Source organism: Pseudomonas sp. AK106, assembly GCF_053903055.1.
Genome location: NZ_CP096426.1, coordinates 2249945 through 2269484, shown reverse-complemented (window position 1 = coordinate 2269484; position 19540 = coordinate 2249945). Strand labels below are relative to the sequence as shown.

At 56.3% G+C, this 19540-nt stretch carries 22 protein-coding genes and 2 tRNA genes; 16 read left to right on the top strand and 8 right to left on the bottom strand.

Annotation, left to right across the window (positions count from 1 at the left end; genetic code table 11):
• The first annotated feature begins 349 nt into the window (after nt 1-349).
• The 3 genes from M1E04_RS10305 (at nt 350) to M1E04_RS10295 (ending at nt 3396) form a co-directional block, all read left to right on the top strand.
• The gene (locus M1E04_RS10305; RefSeq protein WP_065988787.1) at nt 350-694 is read left to right on the top strand and encodes a YggL family protein; all 345 of its coding nucleotides are present in this window, start codon (nt 350-352) and stop codon (nt 692-694) included.
• A 376-nt stretch (nt 695-1070) separates the two neighbouring features.
• A complete protein-coding gene (dacB, locus tag M1E04_RS10300; RefSeq protein WP_065988786.1) occupies nt 1071-2537 on the top strand; it encodes a D-alanyl-D-alanine carboxypeptidase/D-alanyl-D-alanine endopeptidase in 1467 nt (488 codons plus the stop codon).
• Nucleotides 2538-2763: 226 nt separating this feature from the next.
• Nucleotides 2764-3396: a DUF5666 domain-containing protein gene (locus M1E04_RS10295; RefSeq protein WP_456292898.1), complete on the top strand. Its 633-nt coding sequence runs from the start codon at nt 2764-2766 to the stop codon at nt 3394-3396.
• 126 nt (nt 3397-3522) lie between these two features.
• On the opposite strand, the gene M1E04_RS10290 is transcribed toward M1E04_RS10295, so the two are convergent.
• The 3 genes from M1E04_RS10290 to M1E04_RS10280 form a co-directional block, all read right to left on the bottom strand.
• Nucleotides 3523-3867 carry a hypothetical protein gene (locus tag M1E04_RS10290; RefSeq protein ID WP_065988783.1) on the bottom strand — a complete coding sequence of 115 codons (345 nt, stop codon included), beginning with the start codon at nt 3865-3867 and terminating at the stop codon, nt 3523-3525.
• Nucleotides 3868-3960: 93 nt separating this feature from the next.
• Entirely contained in the window at nt 3961-4518 is a 558-nt protein-coding gene (locus tag M1E04_RS10285) for a DUF4174 domain-containing protein (RefSeq protein ID WP_456292897.1), read from the bottom strand.
• A 254-nt stretch (nt 4519-4772) separates the two neighbouring features.
• A tRNA-Val gene (locus M1E04_RS10280) sits at nt 4773-4849 on the bottom strand.
• 312 nt (nt 4850-5161) lie between these two features.
• Between M1E04_RS10280 and M1E04_RS10275 the strand changes: the two genes are divergently transcribed.
• The 9 genes from M1E04_RS10275 to M1E04_RS10235 all read left to right on the top strand — a co-directional run bounded on the left by M1E04_RS10275 (nt 5162) and on the right by M1E04_RS10235 (nt 11809).
• Nucleotides 5162-5485 (top strand): hypothetical protein, encoded by a 324-nt coding sequence (locus M1E04_RS10275; protein WP_065988781.1) that lies wholly within the window; start codon nt 5162-5164, stop codon nt 5483-5485.
• A 175-nt stretch (nt 5486-5660) separates the two neighbouring features.
• The gene (locus M1E04_RS10270) at nt 5661-5882 is read left to right on the top strand and encodes a hypothetical protein (protein ID WP_244160351.1); all 222 of its coding nucleotides are present in this window, start codon (nt 5661-5663) and stop codon (nt 5880-5882) included.
• 233 nt (nt 5883-6115) lie between these two features.
• Entirely contained in the window at nt 6116-7072 is a 957-nt protein-coding gene (locus tag M1E04_RS10265; RefSeq protein WP_456292896.1) for a tyrosine-type recombinase/integrase, read from the top strand.
• A gap of 723 nt (nt 7073-7795) precedes the next feature.
• Nucleotides 7796-8230, top strand: a complete 435-nt coding sequence (locus M1E04_RS10260) for a hypothetical protein (RefSeq protein ID WP_456292895.1) — start codon at nt 7796-7798, stop codon at nt 8228-8230.
• Nucleotides 8230-8514: a hypothetical protein gene (locus M1E04_RS10255; protein ID WP_456292894.1), complete on the top strand. Its 285-nt coding sequence runs from the start codon at nt 8230-8232 to the stop codon at nt 8512-8514. The genes M1E04_RS10260 and M1E04_RS10255 overlap by 1 nt, the downstream gene beginning before the upstream one ends.
• 142 nt (nt 8515-8656) lie before the next feature.
• Complete coding sequence (locus tag M1E04_RS10250; RefSeq protein WP_456292893.1) at nt 8657-8890, top strand: hypothetical protein; 234 nt, start codon at nt 8657-8659, stop codon at nt 8888-8890.
• Between the two features lie 313 nt (nt 8891-9203).
• On the top strand, nt 9204-10337 hold the full coding sequence (locus M1E04_RS10245; protein ID WP_456292892.1) for a hypothetical protein: 1134 nt from the start codon (nt 9204-9206) through the stop codon (nt 10335-10337).
• A 296-nt stretch (nt 10338-10633) separates the two neighbouring features.
• Nucleotides 10634-10990, top strand: coding sequence for a hypothetical protein (locus M1E04_RS10240; RefSeq protein WP_456292891.1), 357 nt, complete (start codon nt 10634-10636; stop codon nt 10988-10990).
• Between the two features lie 186 nt (nt 10991-11176).
• Nucleotides 11177-11809: a hypothetical protein gene (locus M1E04_RS10235; RefSeq protein WP_456292890.1), complete on the top strand. Its 633-nt coding sequence runs from the start codon at nt 11177-11179 to the stop codon at nt 11807-11809.
• Nucleotides 11810-12251: 442 nt separating this feature from the next.
• On the opposite strand, the gene M1E04_RS10230 is transcribed toward M1E04_RS10235, so the two are convergent.
• Nucleotides 12252-12328 (bottom strand) — tRNA-Val (locus M1E04_RS10230).
• A gap of 247 nt (nt 12329-12575) precedes the next feature.
• Between M1E04_RS10230 and M1E04_RS10225 the strand changes: the two genes are divergently transcribed.
• Nucleotides 12576-13859, top strand: a complete 1284-nt coding sequence (locus tag M1E04_RS10225) for an NAD(P)/FAD-dependent oxidoreductase (protein ID WP_192130265.1) — start codon at nt 12576-12578, stop codon at nt 13857-13859.
• Between the two features lie 25 nt (nt 13860-13884).
• On the opposite strand, the gene M1E04_RS10220 is transcribed toward M1E04_RS10225, so the two are convergent.
• Entirely contained in the window at nt 13885-14586 is a 702-nt protein-coding gene (locus tag M1E04_RS10220; protein ID WP_456292889.1) for a peptidase C39 family protein, read from the bottom strand.
• Between the two features lie 226 nt (nt 14587-14812).
• Between M1E04_RS10220 and M1E04_RS10215 the strand changes: the two genes are divergently transcribed.
• On the top strand, nt 14813-14989 hold the full coding sequence (locus tag M1E04_RS10215; protein ID WP_167355791.1) for a hypothetical protein: 177 nt from the start codon (nt 14813-14815) through the stop codon (nt 14987-14989).
• 129 nt (nt 14990-15118) lie between these two features.
• Here the strand turns inward: M1E04_RS10215 and M1E04_RS10210 are convergent, their stop codons facing one another.
• Nucleotides 15119-15883 carry a TerC family protein gene (locus M1E04_RS10210; protein WP_456292888.1) on the bottom strand — a complete coding sequence of 255 codons (765 nt, stop codon included), beginning with the start codon at nt 15881-15883 and terminating at the stop codon, nt 15119-15121.
• 117 nt (nt 15884-16000) lie between these two features.
• Between M1E04_RS10210 and nhaR the strand changes: the two genes are divergently transcribed.
• Nucleotides 16001-16897, top strand: a complete 897-nt coding sequence (gene nhaR, locus M1E04_RS10205) for a transcriptional activator NhaR (protein ID WP_456292887.1) — start codon at nt 16001-16003, stop codon at nt 16895-16897.
• Here the strand turns inward: nhaR and M1E04_RS10200 are convergent.
• Entirely contained in the window at nt 16894-18051 is a 1158-nt protein-coding gene (locus M1E04_RS10200) for an MFS transporter (protein ID WP_192130262.1), read from the bottom strand. The two genes, nhaR and M1E04_RS10200, sit on opposite strands and share 4 nt — an antisense overlap.
• A 189-nt stretch (nt 18052-18240) precedes the next feature.
• Nucleotides 18241-18750 carry a DUF1993 domain-containing protein gene (locus M1E04_RS10195; protein ID WP_065988776.1) on the bottom strand — a complete coding sequence of 170 codons (510 nt, stop codon included), beginning with the start codon at nt 18748-18750 and terminating at the stop codon, nt 18241-18243.
• Nucleotides 18751-18858: 108 nt separating this feature from the next.
• On the opposite strand from M1E04_RS10195, the gene M1E04_RS10190 reads away from it, so the two are divergent.
• Complete coding sequence (locus M1E04_RS10190) at nt 18859-19536, top strand: YceH family protein (RefSeq protein WP_456292886.1); 678 nt, start codon at nt 18859-18861, stop codon at nt 19534-19536.
• Nucleotides 19537-19540: the final 4 nt, after the last annotated feature.

Genomic DNA, 19540 nt, shown 5'->3' with positions numbered 1-19540 from the left:
AAACAAAATCAACAGCTTAAGAGAAAAAACGGTAGGTTTAAGCGAACGCTCAACCCGAAAACAAAGAACAAGTGCGCAAGAAGTTGCGCACCCCTGTGCAACTTATTGCGCACTCGCCTGCACACCACGAACGACGCGGCCTCCAACCCACCAATCACCCCACTTCCAACAAACGAGTGCGCAACTTTTTGCGCATCATGACTAAGAGTCATCCCAAAGCTCTCGGCGCGAGCCCCTCCCCAACCCCAGGCACGGTCAGGAGTCCGAAAATCCCTGATCAGCATCAAGCAGGCGCCATCAGGACGAAGCTGATAGACTGCGCCCCGAAATTACTTAAGAGGAACGCTTCATGGCCACTAACCGCTCCCGTCGTCTGCGCAAAAAACTCTGTGTCGACGAGTTCCAGGAATTGGGCTTCGAACTGAAGCTGGGCTTCAAAGAGGACCTGGATGACGAAGCCATTGATGCTTTCCTCGACGCTTTCCTGACAGAAGCCATGGACGCTAACGGTCTGGACTATGTCGGCGGCGACGACTTTGGCCTGGTCTGCCTGGCCAACCGTGGTTCGGTCAGCGAAGAACAGCGCGCAGCTGTCGAAGCCTGGCTCAAAGGCCGCAGCGAGCTGACTGAAGTTGAAGTCAGCCCTCTGCAGGACGCCTGGTACCCGGAAAAGCCGATCAACGCGGCTGTCTGATTAGCGGTCGGGCCTTCCCGCCGAGCTGATACTGAAAAAGCCATCCCTCGGGATGGCTTTTTTGTGTCCGGGATTCAAGCATTCACGCGCCAGAAAACGTGTCCAGCTATCGCCCTCGCACTGCCAGGTGCAAAGCCCAGCCAGACACAGGCAGAGAAATTCACGGTTTAACGTGACTTTAAATGGGCAAGCGCAAAAAATAGCGCGGTTTGACGGCTGTACCCCGGCGCAAGTCACGAAAGCTTGGGGCATAATGCCGCTTTACCGAAACGCCAGTGTCACGCCCTGCTATCGGGCATTTTCTGGCGGTTCGTTCACAGTGCGAGGGAATTCACCCCCTCTTCATCTCCGTGTTTGCTGCAGTAGGGTTTATTGAATGATCAAGTCTTTGCGTCCGCTGTTTATCGCCACCCTGCTTTTGCCCCTCTCATTCTCCATCGCCGCCGCTCCCATCAACACCGCCCTGCCTCCCAAGGTCCAAGAAGCACTCAAAGCCAGCAAGCTGCAGAACGATGCGCTGTCGCTGGTGATGCTACCGGTCAGCGGACCCGGCACCCCGACTGTTTTCAACGCCGATGTGTCGGTCAATCCGGCCTCGACCATGAAGCTGGTGACGACTTACGCCGCGCTGGAAATGCTCGGCCCGACCCATCAGTGGAAAACCGAGTTCTACACCGACGGCACCCTCAGCAATGGCGTTCTGCGCGGCAACCTGTACCTCAAGGGCGGCGGAGATCCCAAGCTGAACATGGAACGCCTGTGGCTGCTGATGCGCGATTTGCGGGCCAACGGCGTGCAGCAAGTGACCGGTGATCTGGTCCTGGATCGCAGCCATTTCGTGCAACCGCAGCTGCCAGTGTTCGACGACGATGGCAACGACAAGAACAAGCCGTTCCTGGTGCGTCCCGACTCCTTGATGGTCAACCTCAAGGCCTTGCGTTTCGTCACCCGCAACGACGGTGGCAAGATTCTGGTCTCGGTGGAGCCGCCCATCGCCGCCATCCACATCAACAATCAGGTCAAGGCGCTGTCCTCCAGCAAATGCACTGGCGACGTGCTGTACAACCCGGTACCGGAAGCCGATGGCGGGATCACCGTAACGGTATCCGGCCAATTGGGCGACGGCTGCAATTCCCAGACGTATCTGTCGCTGCTCGACCACCCGACCTATACCGCGGGCGCCGTGCGTGCCATCTGGCAGGAACTGGGCGGGACCATTCTCGGCAAGGACCGTCTGGACGTGACGCCCGGCAGCGCCAAGCTGCTGGCCAGGGCGTTCTCGCCGGATCTGGCGGAGATCATCCGCGACATCAACAAATTCAGTAACAACACCATGGCCCAGCAGCTGTTCCTCAGTCTGGGCGCTGAGTTCCGCAACGAAGCCGACGGTGACGATGCCAAGGCCGCGCAGCGTGTGGTGCGCCAGTGGCTGGCCAAGAAAGGCATCATCGCAACGCACCTGGTGATGGAGAACGGTTCAGGCCTGTCCCGCGCCGAACGGGTCAGCGCGCGGGAAATGGCGCAGATGCTCCAGGCAGCGTGGAACAGCCCGTTTCAAGCCGAATTCATGAGCTCGCTGCCGCTGGCAGGGATGGACGGCACCATGCGTAAACGCCTGAAACGCACGGCCCTGCGCGGTGAAGCCCACATCAAGACCGGCACATTGAACACCGTTCGGGCGATCTCCGGATTCAGCCGCGACAGCAACGGTAACACCTGGGTCGTCGTGGCAATCCTGAACGACCCCCGTCCGTGGGGTGCGTCTTCGGTGCTGGATGAAGTGCTGGTCAGCCTGTACAACCAGCCGAAACTCGCGAGCACGTCGATTTCCCTTCAGCAGTAATCCCCCGCGCCGTGCTGTGCGAAGTCGTTCGACGACCGACGCACAGCCTGGCCGCAACCTTCCTGCCCCCCCGCCCTACGCCAACTCCGGCAAACCGAGCATCTGCTTGCGCAGGTCCACCGGATGCGCCGCTGCCAGGCTCCGCTTGCTGACGCCAATGTCATGCACTTGGACGGGCACTACCGCTATGCTCAGTGCTCAGCCCATCACAGGATTCGCGCTGCCAATGAAGACGCCCAGAACCCAGCCCCTCCGCCACTCCCTTCTCCTGTCCGGATTGCTCGGCGCACTGCTGTCGGCAGCGCTGCCCGCCCATGCCGAAGACGGCAAACCCACCCGCGTGCGCGGCGCCATCACTGCGGTCGAAGGCGATTCGCTGAAAATCCACAGCAATCGCGGAGAGGACCTGCAGGTTGCGTTGACCCCTGATACACAGATTCGTGGCGTGACCCTGGCGCAAGTGTCGGAAATCAAACCGGGCAGCTACATCGGCTCCGCGGCGGTGCCGTTGCCGGACGGTTCGCTAAAGGCGCTCGAGGTGCATGTGTTTCCGCCAGCCATGGCGGGCACGGGAGATGGCCATCGGGCTTTTGACCTGACGCCGGACAGCACCATGACCAACGGATCGGTTGGCGATCTGGTCGCCAGCACCGGACGCACCATCACGGTGAACTACAAGGGCGGGCAAAAGAAGATCGTCATCCCTGACGACGTGCCGATCGTCAACCTGGTGCCCGGCGATCGCAGCTTGCTCAAGCCCGGCGTGAAGGTGGTGCTGCAAGCGCAGAAAGGCGCGGCCAACACGCTGACCGCGCTGTCGATTTCTGCCGGGGAAAATGGCGTGACTCCGCCGATGTGAAGCAGGCGATGTCAAAAGCCGAGGTAAAGCGGCCAGGGTGAATCGTCTGTGTTGCTCAAAGCCTGCGCGACGCCGGGACATGATAGAACCGGTCAGCACGCGCAGGTCAGTGAATGCAGGCTCGATTCAGAGGCAGGTTGCGAGCACCGCGCCACGCTGCTCAACCACTTTGGCGCCCGGCTTGGCGTAGAAGTTGACGTTGGTCATGCCCGCCTTGCCCGCCACATCAGCGAAATACTCGCCTTCGGTGGTGTAGACCGTGAACGCGCCAGGATCCCCTTTGGCCATGAACACGTCCGCTACATCACCGAACAGCTGGACATTGGCCCAGGTGACCTTGATGCACTCGGCAACGGCAACCGCAGGCTTCTGACTGGTGTAAACCTGCGCCGGCCCTGCCGAGCGCGTCTGATTCAAGCTCATGCAGCCAGACAGCATGATCAATGCCACAGCGCCCGCCCAATGTTTCATGCCAGTCCCACTCATCAAACGTCCCTTTCGGTGAAAAAGGAGCGATGTTACCAGCAACGCCAAGCGAGCCCCATGGGTATGGCGTCTGAGCGGTTAATCATCCAGCCCGGCAGGCGGTGCAGCGGGCGCGGCCTTGCCAGGCTTGGCCGGCTTGCCCGACGGCGTTGCGGCCTTCGGCTCGGCGACCGGCGCAGGAGCCGCAGCGGCGGCCGCCTCTTTCTCAGCCATCGGCATCTGGTCGATGGTGCTGAAAATCTCCTTGGGATCGATGCGGCCGTTGTGGATCATTTTCTTCTCGCCGTCCTTGCCCACCAGAATCACCTGCGCCTGCTTGTCTGTCTGCGCGCCAAGCTTGAGCTCGCGAACCAGCGCCATGGTGGTCTGGGCATCGAGGTCCTTGCCGCCACGCTGACCGACCATGTTAATGATGGTGTAAAGGACCATGTCACGCTTGGCGAAACCCTCCTTGTTGGCGCTCTCATCCAGACTTTTTTTCAGACTCACCAGCGTCGGGTCCACCGAACTCGATGCGATGACGATCAATGGACGGTTCTTGCCGCGCTCCTGAGACAGTGGGCCATCACCGTCGGCAGCCAGCAAGGGGCTCGACAGGGCGAACAAAACGGCAAGGGTCAACGACCGGCTAAACATACACACCTCCTCTGGATTTCCATGCACTGATGATCGCGCATCATGGGAAAAGGTCCAGACGGTAGCGGGAAAAAAAACGGATTTTTTCACGGCCCAGCATGGTTCGTGAGGATGAAATCGGGTCGAAACGTCCGGCCATAGGGGCTATGGCTGAATCAGGCAAGGCAGGCATGACATAAAAGTTTCAGGCAATAAAAAAGGGCGAATCTTTCGATTCGCCCTTTTCTGTTACCGCCCAGCAGAGCGGATTTGTTTGGTAGGCGCGATTGGACTCGAACCAACGACCCCCACCATGTCAAGGTGGTGCTCTAACCAACTGAGCTACGTGCCTGCTGTGGGTCGGCATTCTACGGATATTCAAATAGCTGTCAACGTCTTTTTCGCCCAGTAAGCCTATGAATATGCAAATTATTTCCCCGGCACATCGACACGGACGGATTGACCTGACACGGCCCCTGTCGATCAGCCAGACCCGGAGGTCAATCCCCTGACACACAGGCTGATCTTCGCCACCCGGCTAGATCGAATGAGCGCATCCCGCCAATGACGCCCCCACCAACATGCCGCCTGTCGCCGTGATGGCACTTCGGACAAGGTTCAGATGCCAAATGAGCACAAGGAACCAAGACACGGAGATCACCTGATGAACAGATCACTTGCTGCATTCACGCTGGGCTGCGCGTTGTCCTGCACCTCCCTTGCCGCGCTGGCTGGCGCCACATCGCCGGACATGGGTCCGCCGCCTTCGCAGACGGGCATCGATCCGCGCGTACAAGGCAGCGACCCGGCTCGCCAGGGTGCTGATGTGGACGCGCAAAACAAGAAGGGCATCAGTATTGGTGGCGGCACGTCAATGAGCAATGGCACCGGCAACAAAGACGATGCGGATTTGCCCGGTGGCGATACCACGACGGGCGGCGGCAGCAAGGGCTCGGGTTCGTCGAGCGCGGGCGGCGCGGGCGGCTGAAGCATCACCCACGCATGAGCCGTGACACGAGGCATCCAAGGGCGCTTGAACAGCGCCCTTTTCGTGCCTGGTGGTCGTGGAAGGCCATCGTGCTTTGATATAGTGCGTCGCCGCCGCGGCTGAATCAGAGGCGCGGGCCCGGCGGTCATCAACAGTGGAGAGCGGCACCGTGGGCATGAAAAAATCAGCGCTGGAACTCAAGCGTGACCTGAGCGGCATCGCGGCCAATCTGGAAAGCACCGCTGGCGAAATCAGCCGGTTGGCCGAACGTGTCAACGATGTGGACGTAGTCGCCGTGCTGCACTTGATGAATCAGCAGTACAAGGATGCTGACCGGCTGCGCGCCTATGTGGACGAGATCAGGGCGGGCCGCATTACCCGCGCCAAGGGCGAGTGACCGGTCAGCCATAAAGGACCGCACGCCTGACGTCATTCGGATTCGAGCACAAAAAAAGGGTGACCCTCTCGGGCCACCCTTTTTTGTCACCGCCCAGCAGAGCGGATTTGTTTGGTAGGCGCGATTGGACTCGAACCAACGACCCCCACCATGTCAAGGAGAGGAACCAGATGACCTAGCCCATATGGGCTGTGGCCTTGAGAGAACGCCCATTCACATCATGAGGCGTCACCATGGCTAACATCCGCTCCCTTCCCTCAGGCAACTGGAACGCACAGGTAAGACTCAAGGGGAAACCTCCCCAGTCAAAGACATTCTCCACTCAGGTGGAAGCTCAGGCATGGGCTGACAAGCTTGAAGCTGTCATCAAGGAACACAAACATCACACCATCTTCACTCTGGGGATGACCTACTGTGATGCCCACCTCAAAGGCAAGGGTAGCTATGACCATGCCATTCAGATCGTTGAGCAACTGGCTAACGCCTTCCCTCAACCCATTCATGACATCACCCCCAAACTGATAAACGATTTCAAACTGATGCGCTTACAGAGCGTTAAGCCTGCAACCTGTAGGCATCAGCTAGCGTTCCTGTCTCGGTTCTTCAAATACGCTAAGCGTGGATTGCTAATCGACATCCCTAACCCTGTGAATGAGATATCACTTCCTAAGCCAGGTAGGTCTAGTGACAAGGTGGTGAGTCAGGGAGAGTTACGCCTGATACTCAATCAGCTATCACCTACCATGGCGCTCATTGCAGAGCTAGCCTATGAAACCGCTATGAGACGTTCTGAGATACTGAAGCTCACAGTTAACTGCCTGCACCTAGAGCAACGCATTGTCGATGTCATTGACGGTAAGAACGGAACACGTTCAGTTCCCCTTACCCTACGTGCTATTGAACTCTGCAAAGAGGCTCAGAGACGCTCTGTAGCTGATCGTATACCCAAGGGACGCCTGTTCACTGTAACGCCCCATAGCGTCTCACAGGCGGTCAGGCGAGCCCGCATTGCTACGAACTTAGACCCTAGCGTTAGGCTGCATCAGTTAAGACACACACGTATCACTAACGTGGCTAAGAAAGGATTCAACAACGCTCAGATAATGATTGTATCGGGACATAGGGATACTAGGTCAGTGGCCCGATACTCACACCTCAATGCCAAGGATGTATTACATCTGCTTGACTAAGCGCCTGTAAGCTCGCTGGGAGGCGTTAATATGCAGTCTTCCCTAGCTCACACCTTCTCAATGTGGCGCCTCCCATACAGCCTTATAGAGCGTCATAGTCATTATGCTAAGTGAGTAATGGAGTACAGACCAACACAGCATTAACCTTAGAAAATATTATACGAGTTGTTTTGTAGTCGTTTCCCAACGTAATGACTATAGTATATTACAAGACCCCCCGAATATAAAACGGGTCAAGATACAGGCTACACGATACAAGCTCTATTCTTGCAAGCCTAACATACTGCAGCCCTGCCTAGTCCATACACCGATTCATGGCACCTAACTACACTATGTCTGATGTATTGTGAATAACGTAGCTGGGGGATATAGGGGGAGGAAGTAAGAAGTAAGGAACCTAAACGCAACACATAAAAACCAAACCCATATAGGCATATTAATGAACATTACGCTAGAAGACATTGTCTCTCTGCAACATCAATTCTTAAACACCCTCTCTAGGAAACTCGTATACCTGATGATGGTCAATCGAGCTAACGAAGATGGCTGGGCAACTATCTCAGGCGCTGAGTTCTCACATGCTACTGCCCTCCCCCGCAGATCAGTTGAATTCGTAATCAAGCACCTAATCAAAACAGGAATGGTTGAACGTCGTAAGTCAGGCCCTAGCCATTCCTCACCCTATCAATATCGAGTCATCCCATACTAAACCAAGGAAGCATCATGAGAACAATTACCCCTAACGATATAATCGCCATTGCATCAGAGAGCGGTCGCTCTGTTGAACAAGTTAAGCAGATGGTAGAGGCAAACGGCTGGACTGTGGCTGATAACGCTAAGCCAACACGAGCGTTACACAACACCAGTGACGCTGTAGCCATGATGAAAAAGCTTAAACAAGAGACGATTGCCGAGCTATACCAGAACGATAGCTATATCCGTGAAGGCATTGATGCCCAATACGCTATTGAGCGCTCTAACGTTAACAGCTTTCAGCAGAAGCCTAGCAACAACACTTATGACGAGACTGGTAACTTTACTGGCATGAAGAAAAGCATTCTTAACGGTGCTAATGCCACTGTAAAGAATCAAGTGGAAGCAATGCGAGCTATCAAGGCCGATATTTACAAGAACTTTAACATCAAGGAAAACAACTAATGGGTTCAAACTATATTTCTGATGGTGAGCGTCAGTATCTAGAGCAACGTAAAGCGGCTTCTGAAGCTACAGAGCGTTGGGCTATCGCTAAGAATCTCAAGCTAGTAGGTGACCCTAAGACTTACAAAGGCGTCCGCTATCAGCAACAACAACGGGGCGCATTCATTTGTTTGAATGTTCCAGAGGATAGCGTTCTTCAAGGTTCCTTTACTACCGCCCTCACCCTACATAAGATCATTGATAGTCTGGAAGTCAACAAGACCCTTCCTCAACTCAAAGATTGAAAGCAGCCATAAGATTAGTGCTATCCACGCTAGCCCTTCTTACTATTCTGTTAGCGCTGCTCACTTTAGGGTGCGTGCTAGTCATGCTGTTAGCGCAATCACTTTAACTCTCTTTAGCTATCCCTTTTGGAAAGGTTAAGTTATGAACACTGATGATGACTGGATTAACGTCCCAAATATTAACAACTCAAAATTGTGGCTCATCCCCACTAGAGTTAAGAGGGGCGTAGCTAAGGAAATGATAGCAGCTAAGGGTAATAACAAAGCTATCTACGCCCTGTCCCTTAAGCATCGTATGTCTCTACAAGCTTGTGGTTATTTGTCTAGGACAGAACTGAAATACATTGATGATGCGGTGACCATCCCTTATGCTTAATAAGACTCTATACATTGCGGAAGCACTCCCAGGTAGTGGTAAGTCTACCAAGTTTATTGAGACCATCCCTCAACTCATCCTCGATAGTAAGATTATTTATGCAATGCCCACGAACGCGCTTATCAAGGAGCTAGCCCTAGACATCAGTGTACGGACTGGGATCTCGCCAGTAGTCATCACCTCTGACACTGTGGATCATGTGACTGTCCACCTAGAGAAGGTGCTAGCACAAAACACCTGTCCCTTGATCATGGTCACGCACGAAGCGCTACGTAGGGTAAACCCTAAACTCCTTGATGGTTGGGAGCTGGTCGTGGATGAGGTGCCTAGCGTCTCTGACTGTAAGGCTCATCTGTTTGACAGTGGTAGCTACCTTGGGAGTATTGCGAACTATCTAGATATCAGCCCCAACAAAAAGGCATCACTCAAACCTGAGTATACCTCGCTGATTGAAGGCATGATTAAATCTAAAGACAGCAGCGCCCTGAGCAATACTGCCATTGATGTATTGAAGGCTCTGACAGAACCCAAATGCAGCGTAGAGGTAGAAGCCCTATCTGCCAAGGGTAAGCGCCTAGTACGTATCGTAAGCTATAGAGACTTCCTACCGGCGTTCTCATATGCTAATAGTGTTCACATACTCGCCAACAATGTAAGAGACACCTTACTAGGTATTCATGCCACCTACCAAGGCTGGCAGTTTGAACCATCTATATTCACACCTGAGTTTGATGGCTATGGTAAGCGTGTTGAGCTACACCCATTCCTTACAGGCAAATACTCTAAGACCCAGAGCATGATGCAAAGGAACGGTAAGGCTGCTGAGTCTTGGGACGATGGAGTACAACTAGCTGACTGGTTACGCTGTGTCACTGCGATGATTGGAGATAAAGAAAGCCTAGCCTTTATGCACGAATGGGTTAAGTATAACTTCAAAGGTAATGTAACTACGCTACCGATTGACAGTAGAGGCATCAATGGTTATCAAGATAGACGCATCGCTATCTGCCTACAACATGGCAATGTAAGTCCTGATGACGCACTGAGCTTTCATAGCTTGAGTGATATGCTAGGCGTACCAGTACCAGACATTAGAAAGGCCATTGAGTTTGAACGCTTTTATGAGAGCACACTACAGGCCATTGCTCGTACCTCTCTGAGAGACAGAGACAACATGGAACCAGTTCTACTGTTCGTACAGAATATAGATATGGCGAATTACCTACAAGGTTTACTTGGAAGGTTGGCTGTTATCAACACTGAATTACTCATGACTCCTTGGGAGAAAGAACAGTCAGAGAAAAAGAAAGCTAAAGCGCTACTTGAGGCTGAGGCTATCTCTATGTTCATCGAGAAAGGCACTGATCGTAAGATCATAGCGGAGACGCTTAACGTTCCTTACCACCAGATCAGACGATGGACAGCCAAGCTAAAGCGGGCTGCTTAAACTGTGCAACGTCAGCATTATTTTGTGCACTTCTCCTTAAAGCCCCTTAAGAGAAATTGCACAATTCTATATAGCACCAACTATAGATGACTACATAAAAGCAAAAGCAACGTCGGCATAGCCGACAAAGAGCACGCATGTAAAGAGAGAATCAGAAGCGGAGCACATACCAGTAACCTGCTATTGATCTTTCTTTATTGCGTATGCCACTACGTGGCGTTGCTCTTGCTTCTGCTGTCACGCAGTGACCCCTGCTGGAAGCCCACTACTATAATTAAATTAATCAAAGAGACAACATGGACATTATTAATAACAATGAAAAGAAAGCATACATTGAAGCGTTCTCTCATTCTGACTTAGCTAAGAAGTTAGGTGTGAGCCTGTCGTTACTAAACGCTCATGCAGAATCAGAAGGATGGAAGGAAGAACACCGACTCTACTGGTTTGATAAATCAGTTGAGATACTGAAACAGGAACTTATCAATGGTAACGTATCAGCAGTGAAGGAAATGCTTAAGCTCACTGGCGTTATCAGACCTGTAGGTAGACCTCCTAAGGCAGATGTAGAGCGTCACTTAGCTATTGATGCTAAGGTAGCCAAGGAATGGGAAGATGACTTCACTAGATTGCGCTTGGTAGAGCAGAAGCAATAGAATTATTTATTTAAACAGTCAAGTGGTATTGCCCTGAGTATGTCACCACCACATTTTACTCGCAAAATAAGGGTATAGTCACAGCAGCTGCCGTCCGCTTATTAACCACCAGTATTCTTACCGGAAAGACATTCTACGCAGAACCGGCTATCATGTAGGCTGCTCGCCAACCCAACGAGGCACCTCATGGACAATCCCAACCCCCAAGACTTACAGCAGTACATATTAATATTGAAACAACTTAAAGAACTTACTCCAATACCAAATCCATGGATACCAGTTCTTTCAGCCATTGCAGGCGGGTTAATTGCTTCTGTCCCAACAAGCGTTGGCGCATTAATCAAAAGACGATCCACTCGACTAGCTGTAGAGAAGGCAATACTTGCGGAAGTAGCTAATGCGGCCGCCATGATTAGGAGAAGGGGTTACCTAGAACAACTGGAGAAAACGCGCATCGAACTATTGGAAATTAACAATCAGATCGCGAGCACTGACAGACATCACGACAATCCTAATAGTAACGCCACAGCAACGTTTGAAGTTGCAGTGTCAGACGACTACAACAAAATCTATAAAGCGAACCTCCAACATATAGGCATCATCGATAAAACCAAGTGCCTACAAATTGTTAGCTTTTACAACCTTATCGAATCTCTGATCCTAGACTTGAAAGCGTCCGGTACCTTGGGATCGGTTGGGGCTGTAGAGGACTACTCTGAAGCAATCAGCTTTTTGAAGGAGGCTTTGGCGATAGCGGACAGACTGACTGCTCAACCGCTGAATTTCTACCAGAAATTTTCTAGGCGCAATGCATTATAAGGAGCTTACCCCTAACCCCCTGCCTCCCCCTCCCGCGAACTCGCGCTCCACGCGCAAAGAATGCCTACCTGTTCATTAAAATCCACACCCTCAACGCTTGGTTGTTAGCGTCAATGCCATAGGCGTTCTAGACAGTGTCAGGCACGTAGCTCAGTTGGTTAGAAGCCTGCCATTGTGAGGCACGAGCAATGAGCACCACCTAGACAAGATAGTGTTCTAGCCTTACAGATCAATAGGTTAAGCAGGGTTATTCACAATATGTCGTGTGAACGCCTGTGTGAATGCAGTGTGAACGAGGGTGTGAACGGAATCTGAGGGAGGTATCACCGTTCTCATTGCAGAGTGTGAACGATGCCTATAGATTGTGAACGTTTTCTCAAGGCAACAAAAAAGGGAACCCTTTCGGATTCCCCTCTCGACCGCCCAGCAGAGCGGATTTGTTTGGTAGGCGCGATTGGACTCGAACCAACGACCCCCACCATGTCAAGGTGGTGCTCTAACCAACTGAGCTACGTGCCTGCTGTGGGGCGGCATTCTACCGAGATTCGCATCGCTGTCAACTTCGATTCAGCCCTAAGCCTATGAATGTCCGAGCTATTTGCGCCGGCACACTCCAATAGGTCCGAGTGGGTGCGCCTGTGCCTCAATGGCTATTGCCTTGCCAGCGTCTCGTCAACACCGCAAAGCTGCGGCGGTGGCTGGCCGCCCAATTTCATCTCAGGTACGATCCGCCCATTCGTAAAAAATATAAAACAGGGGTTACAGGATGACGAACACGCCATACCCACATTCCTACTACGCCGCTTCCGCCAACCCCGTTCCGGTGCGGCCACGGCTGCAAGGGGACGTCGAAACCGACGTGGTCATCATCGGCGCAGGCTACACCGGCCTTTCGAGCGCGCTATTTCTCCTGGAACACGGCTTCAACGTCACTGTGCTGGAAGCCGCCAAGGTCGGCTTCGGCGCCTCGGGGCGTAATGGCGGGCAAATCGTCAACAGTTACAGCCGTGATATCGACACCATCGAAAAGTCTGTCGGACCGAAGGAAGCGCAACTGCTCGGCCACATGGCCTTCGAGGGCGCGCAGATCATCCGCGACCGCATCGCCAAATACCAGATCCAGTGCGACCTCAAAGACGGCGGTGTCTTCGCGGCGATCACGCCCAAGCAGATGGGCCATCTGGAATCACAAAAACGCCTCTGGGAACGCTACGGCCATACGCAGCTGGAGCTGATGGACCAGCGTCGCATCCGTGAAGTGGTGGCGTGCGACCAGTACATCGGCGGCATGCTCGACCTGAGCGGCGGTCACATCCACCCGCTGAACCTGGCGCTGGGCGAAGCGGCGGCGGTCGAGTCACTGGGCGGGGTCATTTACGAACAGTCGGCGGCAACGCGCATCGATCGCGGCGCCAGCCCGGTGGTGCACACCGCCGAGGGCAAGGTTCGGGCGAAGTTCGTCATCGTCGCGGGCAATGCCTATCTGGGCAATCTGGTCCCGGAACTGGCCGCCAAGTCGATGCCCTGCGGCACACAGGTCATCACCACCGAGCCGCTGAGCGAGCAACTGGCAAGCACGTTGCTGCCTCAGGATTACTGCGTCGAGGACTGCAACTACCTGCTCGATTACTACCGGCTGTCTGGCGACAAGCGTCTGATCTTCGGCGGCGGCGTGGTGTACGGCGCGCGCGATCCGGCCAACATCGAAGCCATCATCCGGCCGAAGATGCTCAAAGCCTTTCCGCAACTGAAGGACGTGAAGATCGATTACGCCTGGACCGGAAACTTCCTGCTGACCTTGTCGCGGTTGCCCCAGGTGGGCCGGCTGGGGGACAACATCTATTACTCCCAGGGATGCAGCGGCCACGGCGTGACCTACACCCATCTGGCCGGCAAAGTGCTGGCCGAAGCCCTGCGCGGCCAGGCGGAACGATTCGACGCCTTCGCCGGCCTGCCCCACTACCCGTTCCCGGGCGGGCAACTCTTGCGCACGCCGCTGACGGCATTGGGTGCCTGGTATTACAGCCTGCGGGACAAGCTGGGGTTCTGAATCAGAGGTGATGAACGGCCAACCGTTAACGGGCCGCCGGATTGTTCAGCGCCTTGACCGCCTCGCCCGCCGCCTGTTCTTGCCCGGCCTGGGCCAGATCATTGGCGGCTTTCAGCCAGCGGTCACGGTCGACCGGCACTGGCACCTGACGCGGGCTCTGGATCAGCACGGCCCAGTTGCCGGCGTCGTTCCAGTCCGAGGTAAACGAATCGAAGCTCGTCGTCACCCGCCCTGGCCCGGTATAGATCAGCACCGTGCGCTTGTTCTGATCGAACCCGACCAGCACCCCGTAGCGCTGCTCTTTCCACAACAGGGAGCCGTCCGAAAACCGCACCATGACTGGATACCCCGCCGACACCTGGGCCAGCAGGTCCGGGAGACCATGGTCGACGGGATACACCACAAAGCCGTATTCGCGGGCCAGATTCAGCATGCTGCGGTCGAGCTTGTCTTCGGCGCCCGGCAGTTTCAGCGGCTTTTCCAGCAGGCCCGGCGTGGTCTGGACGCCATGCACGGTCAGCATGCTGGCCAGCGCGAACGGTCCGCTCTGGTAATCCTTGCCCCGGAACGACGGCACCGCGTTGATTTCCACTCGGTCGGGCAGTGCCTTGTACATCGGCGGGTAGCCGGGCTTCCAGTTGTGGGCGTTCGAGCAGCCTGCCAAGACCAGCACGGCGGCAAGCGCCAGCCATTTGCGTCGACTTGCAACGCTATCCAATCGCGTCAATGCCCGCACGTTCTTCACTCACTTGACTGATGGCAACGGATCCCGAGATCCGGCCGGAACGCGGATGATAGAGCCGCCACCGATTGTGGTATAGCCCGAAGCGCTGTCAACGCGAGTGGATAGAACGAATCGGTCATGCAATTCCTACCACCGGTCAATTTTTGGCAACAACAGCGAGACTAGACTGTCGGTAACTAAGAGACGAAGAGAAGAGCCGGAGGAAGCCATGAGCCTCGGAATGACCATTGTGATGTTGATCGCTGCCTGGCTGGCCGTTGCGGCTGCCATGTTGTGGGGGGTGATGCGCATCTCGCGTCGCCATCATCCGCATTATCGGGAAACCGAAGCCGCGAAATCCGTAGAGCGTGCACAACGCAAAATCCGTCCTGTCACGGCGCACTGACGATGTGACGACGTGAATGCGGAAAGGACAAACGAAAACGGTCGGTAATGGCAATCCATTCCCGACCGTTTTTTATTGACCTGCTTTTTACGGCCCCGCCCTCGATAGCCAGGCGGAGCCGTCCAGGCGTCAGAACTTCTGGCCCTGCGCCTCAGCGTCCAGGCGGCGCTGGCGGGACCGACGAACCAGCATGTTCAGCACTTCAATCAGGGCCGAGAACGCCATCGCGGTGTACACGTAGCCTTTCGGAACGTGGGCGCCGAAGCCTTCGGCGATCAGCGTCATGCCGATCATGATCAGGAAGCCCAGCGCCAGCATGACCACGGTCGGGTTGTCGTTGATGAACTTGGCGAGGGGCTCCGACGCCACCAGCATCACAACCACGGCGGCGATCACGGCGATCACCATGATCGGCAAGTGCTCGGTCATGCCAACGGCGGTGACGATACTGTCGATGGAAAACACCAGGTCAAGCATCAGGATCTGACCGATCGCGGCAGCCATGCCCAGCGTGACGGCGCTGGAAGCGGCTTTTTCGGCTTCGCTCTTTATGTCGACGCTGTGGTGGATCTCGGTGGTTGCCTTCCAGACCAGGAACAGGCCACCGGCGATGAGGATCATGTCCTTCCAGGAGAAGGTCTGCCCGAACACTTCGACCACTGGCGCGGTCAGCTGGACAATCCAGGCCACAGTGGTCAGCAGGCCCAGACGCAGGATCAACGCCATGCTGATACCGATCCGGCGCGCCTTGGTACGCTGATGAACCGGCAGCTTGTTGGTGAGAATCGAGATAAAAATGAGGTTGTCGATACCGAGCACGATTTCCATGACGACCAGTGTCGCCAGAGCGATCCATGCCGTTGGGCTTGCAGCCAGTTCCAGAAGATATTCCATATAGCGAGTGTCCAGGATCAGTTCAGGGGATAGGGCAGCATTCTAGGGACGGAAACACTTCAGCAAAATTCGTATTTTTCAGGCGTATACTTCGGTTTTTCCGAAGTGACGACGCCCATGCTCAATTACCGACAGCTGCACTATTTCTGGGTCGTGGCCAAGACCGGCAGTATTGTCCGCGCCTGCGAGCAATTGAACCTCACGCCCCAGACCATCAGCGGGCAGATCAGCCTGCTGGAGCAGACCTACGGCGTCGAGCTGTTCAATCGCGTGGGCCGTCAACTGGAGCTGACCGAAACCGGTCGCGTTGCCCTGCCCTATGCCGAACAGATGTTCCAGCTGGGTGGGGAACTCGAAGCCGTTCTGAGCGCCCAGCCCGACGAGCAGCAAATCCTCTTTCGCGTCGGCGTCGCCGATGTCGTGCCCAAGTCCATCGTCTATCGTCTCATCGCGCCGAGCATGGCGCTCAACGAACTCGTGCGCATCAGTTGCCGGGAAGACCAGCTCGAACGCCTGCTGGCGGACCTCGCGATTCAGCGCCTGGACCTGGTCATTTCCGACAGCCCCATGCCTTCTCATCTGGACATTAAAGGCTATAGCCAGAAGCTCGGCGAATGCGGCGTGAGTTTTTTCGCCACCCGCGCCCTCGCCGCCCTGTACGGCAAGCACTTCCCCCACGGCATGCAAGGCGCGCCGCTGCTGGTTCCGGGCCAGCAAACGGTGGTGCGCAGCCGGCTGATGCGCTGGTTCGCCGAGCAGAATATCCAGCCGAAGATCGTCGGCGAGTTCGACGACAGCGCCCTGATGAAAGCCTTCGGCAAGTCCGGCAGCGGGATTTTCATTGCGCCGAGCGTGATCGCCGATGAGGTGATCGAGCAATATGACGTCGAGCTGATCGGTCACACCGACGCCGTGACCGAGTCGTTCTACGCGATCTCGGTGGAGCGCAAGGTCAAGCATCCCGGCATTGTGGCGATCACTGAAGGCGCACGCCGCCAGTTGTTCCCGGACTAGGCGTCGCAGGTCGCCGGGTTTGGGCGGACTGTCATCAGCAGCAAGGCCAGCAGAATCGACAGCAGGATGATGCCGGCCGCCGCGAAGCCCAGGCTGCCAAGGCCCAGGTGATCGATCACCCGTCCGCCGATGATCGCGCCAATGCCGATGCCCAGATTGGCCCCCGCGATGTTCAACGAGGCGGCGAAGGCCGGGGCCTGTGGCGCGGCTTTCATCAGCCGCACATGGCTGACCAGAAACAGCGCCGCCTGGGTCGCGCCCCACACGGCCAGCGCCAGGGCCAGCGCAGGCAGCGAGTGCATGCTCGGCACCACCATGACCATACCGCCGATCATGAAAGTGCAGAAGGTCAGGCTGGCGATCAGCGGATGGCGGTCCACCAGGCGCCCGCCCAGGGAATTACCCAGCAAGCCCACCGCGCCGAAGCCCATCAGGCACCAGCCGACCACGGTGCCGTTGAACCCGGCGAGTCGCTCGAGCATGTCCGCCAGGTAGGTGTACGCGGTGAACATGCCGCTGAAAACCAGCACCGACAGCAGCACGTGGCCTTGCATCAAAGGACTGCGCAGAATCCGGAACTGGCTGCGGAAGGAGGCCTGATCCTTGTGCACGCTGCGGGGCAGGTAAATGAATAGCAGCAACGCCTTGGCGAACGCCATCACCGCGAGGACGGCGAAGGCGCTGCGCCAGCCGATGGCGTCCGAGATCAAGGTGCCGACGGGGATGCCGAACACCGTGGCGCAGACGATGCCGAAGCCGATCTTGGCAATCGCGCGGCCGGCATGCTTCGGTCCGACGATGTCCACGGCGGTTTCGCTGGCCAGGGCCCAGAACACCGGCAGCCCGAGGGCCGGGATCAGCCGCGCGGCGGCCATCACCCAGATGTTGGGGGCCAGCGCTGCAACAACGTTTGAGACGCCAAACATGATCAGCACCGAAATGAACAGGCGCTTGCGCTCGAAGCGGGAGAAATACGCGGTCAGGAACGGCCCGAAGCAGGCCACCGTAAAGGCGAACAGCGTGACCAGCAAGCCGGCCTGGGGGATGGTGACGGCCAGGTCGCGGGCGATCGCGGGCAGCAGACCGACGATGACGAACTCTGTGGTCAGCACGGTAAAGCCGGCGGCCGACAGCAGGTAGATGGGGAAGAACATGAAATCTCCAGAACGACAAAACGACCAGTCCTTGCGGAGCGGTCGATCGGATGTGGCGTGAATCAGGATGCGGAGGGTATCAGAGCCGTGCGTCTGGCTGGCAGACGCCGGACGAAACACGTGTCGCTGCCCGGTTAGCGCCGGGCAGCGATTCAATCAGGCTGTGATCGCGTCAGGCAATCTGACCGATCAGTAAGCGCCCATGTAGTCGCGCTTGCCGACTTCCACGCCGTTGTGGCGCAGCAGGTCATAAGCGGTGGTGACGTGGAAGAAGAACTGCGGCAGCGAGTAATGCAGCAGGTAGGTCTGGGTGTCCAGACGCTTTTCTTTTTCGGTGCCCGGGCGCAGCACGATTTCGCGCGCTTCGTTGCCATCGACCTGTTCGGCCTTGATCGTGTCGAGGAACGCCAGCACTTTGGTCAGCAGCGCTTGCAGGTCGGCAAAGGTGGTTTCGGTGTCTTCGTACTTCGGCGGCTCAAGGCCTGCCAGTCGTGCGCCGGCGCCCTTGGCGAAGTCAACGGCGATTTGCACCTGACGCACCAGTGGGAACATGTCAGGGAACAGACGCGCCTGCAGCAGGGCATCCGGCTGAATGTTTTTTGCAGTGGCGTGGGCTTCGCCTTTGGCCAGCACGGCACCGAGGGCGGTGAGCATTTGCTTGAAGACAGGAATCGAAGCGGCGTAAAGAGAAAGGGTCATGGCAGTTCCTGGGAAATGAGTCGCACGGAGGCGGACGCGAACGCGGCTTGTCTTTTACCTCATCCAGCCCCTACCCTCATAGCCTTTTCAACGCTTGGGGAATGGGTCATGTCTGACGAGCTGGATTCCGAAAACACCGTTGAAGCCTCGGATGCGATGCAGCTGAGCAGCACCGAAGTGCGCATTCTGGGCTGTCTGATCGAGAAGCAGGCCAGCCATCCCGAGACTTACCCCTTGACCCTCAACGCCCTGGTGCTGGCCTGTAACCAGAAGACCAGTCGCGAGCCGGTGATGAACCTGACGCCCGGCCAGGTCGGCCAAAGCCTGCGCGCGCTGGAAAGCCTGCAACTGACGCGCCTGGTCATGGGCAGCCGGGCGGACCGCTGGGAACAGCGCGTCGACAAGACGCTGGAGCTGGTGCCGGCGCAACTCATCCTCACCGGCCTGCTGTTGCTGCGTGGCCCGCAAACCGTCAACGAGCTGCTGACCCGCAGCAACCGCATGCACGACTTCGAAGACGCCGACGCGGTGGTGCATCAGCTTGACCGGCTCATAGGCCGTGGGCTGGCGGTATTGATCCCGAAACAGGCAGGCCAGCGCGAAGACCGCTACCTGCACGCACTGGGCGATCCGGCTGACAGGGAGACAATCCTCGCCGCCCGGGCACACCCGACCGAGCGCAACAGTTCAGCCAGCCCGGGCAGTTCGGCGCTGGCCGAGCGGGTCGAGGCCCTCGAAGCCCGCATCGCCGCCCTGGAAGAACGGCTGGCGTTGCTGGAGGGGTAAGCGC

Bases quoted from the DNA above. Each gene is read 5' to 3' on its own strand.
- M1E04_RS10225 (WP_192130265.1), top strand. From the start codon at position 12,576: ATGACGAACACGCCATACCCACATTCCTACTACGCCGCTTCCGCCAAC.
- M1E04_RS10295 (WP_456292898.1), top strand. From the start codon at position 2,764: ATGAAGACGCCCAGAACCCAGCCCCTCCGCCACTCCCTTCTCCTGTCC.
- nhaR (WP_456292887.1), top strand. From the start codon at position 16,001: ATGCTCAATTACCGACAGCTGCACTATTTCTGGGTCGTGGCCAAGACC.
- M1E04_RS10285 (WP_456292897.1), bottom strand. From the start codon at position 4,518: ATGTTTAGCCGGTCGTTGACCCTTGCCGTTTTGTTCGCCCTGTCGAGC.
- M1E04_RS10250 (WP_456292893.1), top strand. From the start codon at position 8,657: ATGAACACTGATGATGACTGGATTAACGTCCCAAATATTAACAACTCA.
- M1E04_RS10305 (WP_065988787.1), top strand. From the start codon at position 350: ATGGCCACTAACCGCTCCCGTCGTCTGCGCAAAAAACTCTGTGTCGAC.
- M1E04_RS10195 (WP_065988776.1), bottom strand. From the start codon at position 18,750: ATGACCCTTTCTCTTTACGCCGCTTCGATTCCTGTCTTCAAGCAAATG.
- M1E04_RS10200 (WP_192130262.1), bottom strand. From the start codon at position 18,051: ATGTTCTTCCCCATCTACCTGCTGTCGGCCGCCGGCTTTACCGTGCTG.
- M1E04_RS10215 (WP_167355791.1), top strand. From the start codon at position 14,813: ATGAGCCTCGGAATGACCATTGTGATGTTGATCGCTGCCTGGCTGGCC.
- M1E04_RS10275 (WP_065988781.1), top strand. From the start codon at position 5,162: ATGAACAGATCACTTGCTGCATTCACGCTGGGCTGCGCGTTGTCCTGC.
- M1E04_RS10235 (WP_456292890.1), top strand. From the start codon at position 11,177: ATGGACAATCCCAACCCCCAAGACTTACAGCAGTACATATTAATATTG.
- M1E04_RS10255 (WP_456292894.1), top strand. From the start codon at position 8,230: ATGGGTTCAAACTATATTTCTGATGGTGAGCGTCAGTATCTAGAGCAA.
- M1E04_RS10190 (WP_456292886.1), top strand. From the start codon at position 18,859: ATGTCTGACGAGCTGGATTCCGAAAACACCGTTGAAGCCTCGGATGCG.
- M1E04_RS10260 (WP_456292895.1), top strand. From the start codon at position 7,796: ATGAGAACAATTACCCCTAACGATATAATCGCCATTGCATCAGAGAGC.
- M1E04_RS10210 (WP_456292888.1), bottom strand. From the start codon at position 15,883: ATGGAATATCTTCTGGAACTGGCTGCAAGCCCAACGGCATGGATCGCT.
- M1E04_RS10265 (WP_456292896.1), top strand. From the start codon at position 6,116: ATGGCTAACATCCGCTCCCTTCCCTCAGGCAACTGGAACGCACAGGTA.
- M1E04_RS10240 (WP_456292891.1), top strand. From the start codon at position 10,634: ATGGACATTATTAATAACAATGAAAAGAAAGCATACATTGAAGCGTTC.
- M1E04_RS10270 (WP_244160351.1), top strand. From the start codon at position 5,661: ATGAAAAAATCAGCGCTGGAACTCAAGCGTGACCTGAGCGGCATCGCG.
- dacB (WP_065988786.1), top strand. From the start codon at position 1,071: ATGATCAAGTCTTTGCGTCCGCTGTTTATCGCCACCCTGCTTTTGCCC.
- M1E04_RS10290 (WP_065988783.1), bottom strand. From the start codon at position 3,867: ATGAAACATTGGGCGGGCGCTGTGGCATTGATCATGCTGTCTGGCTGC.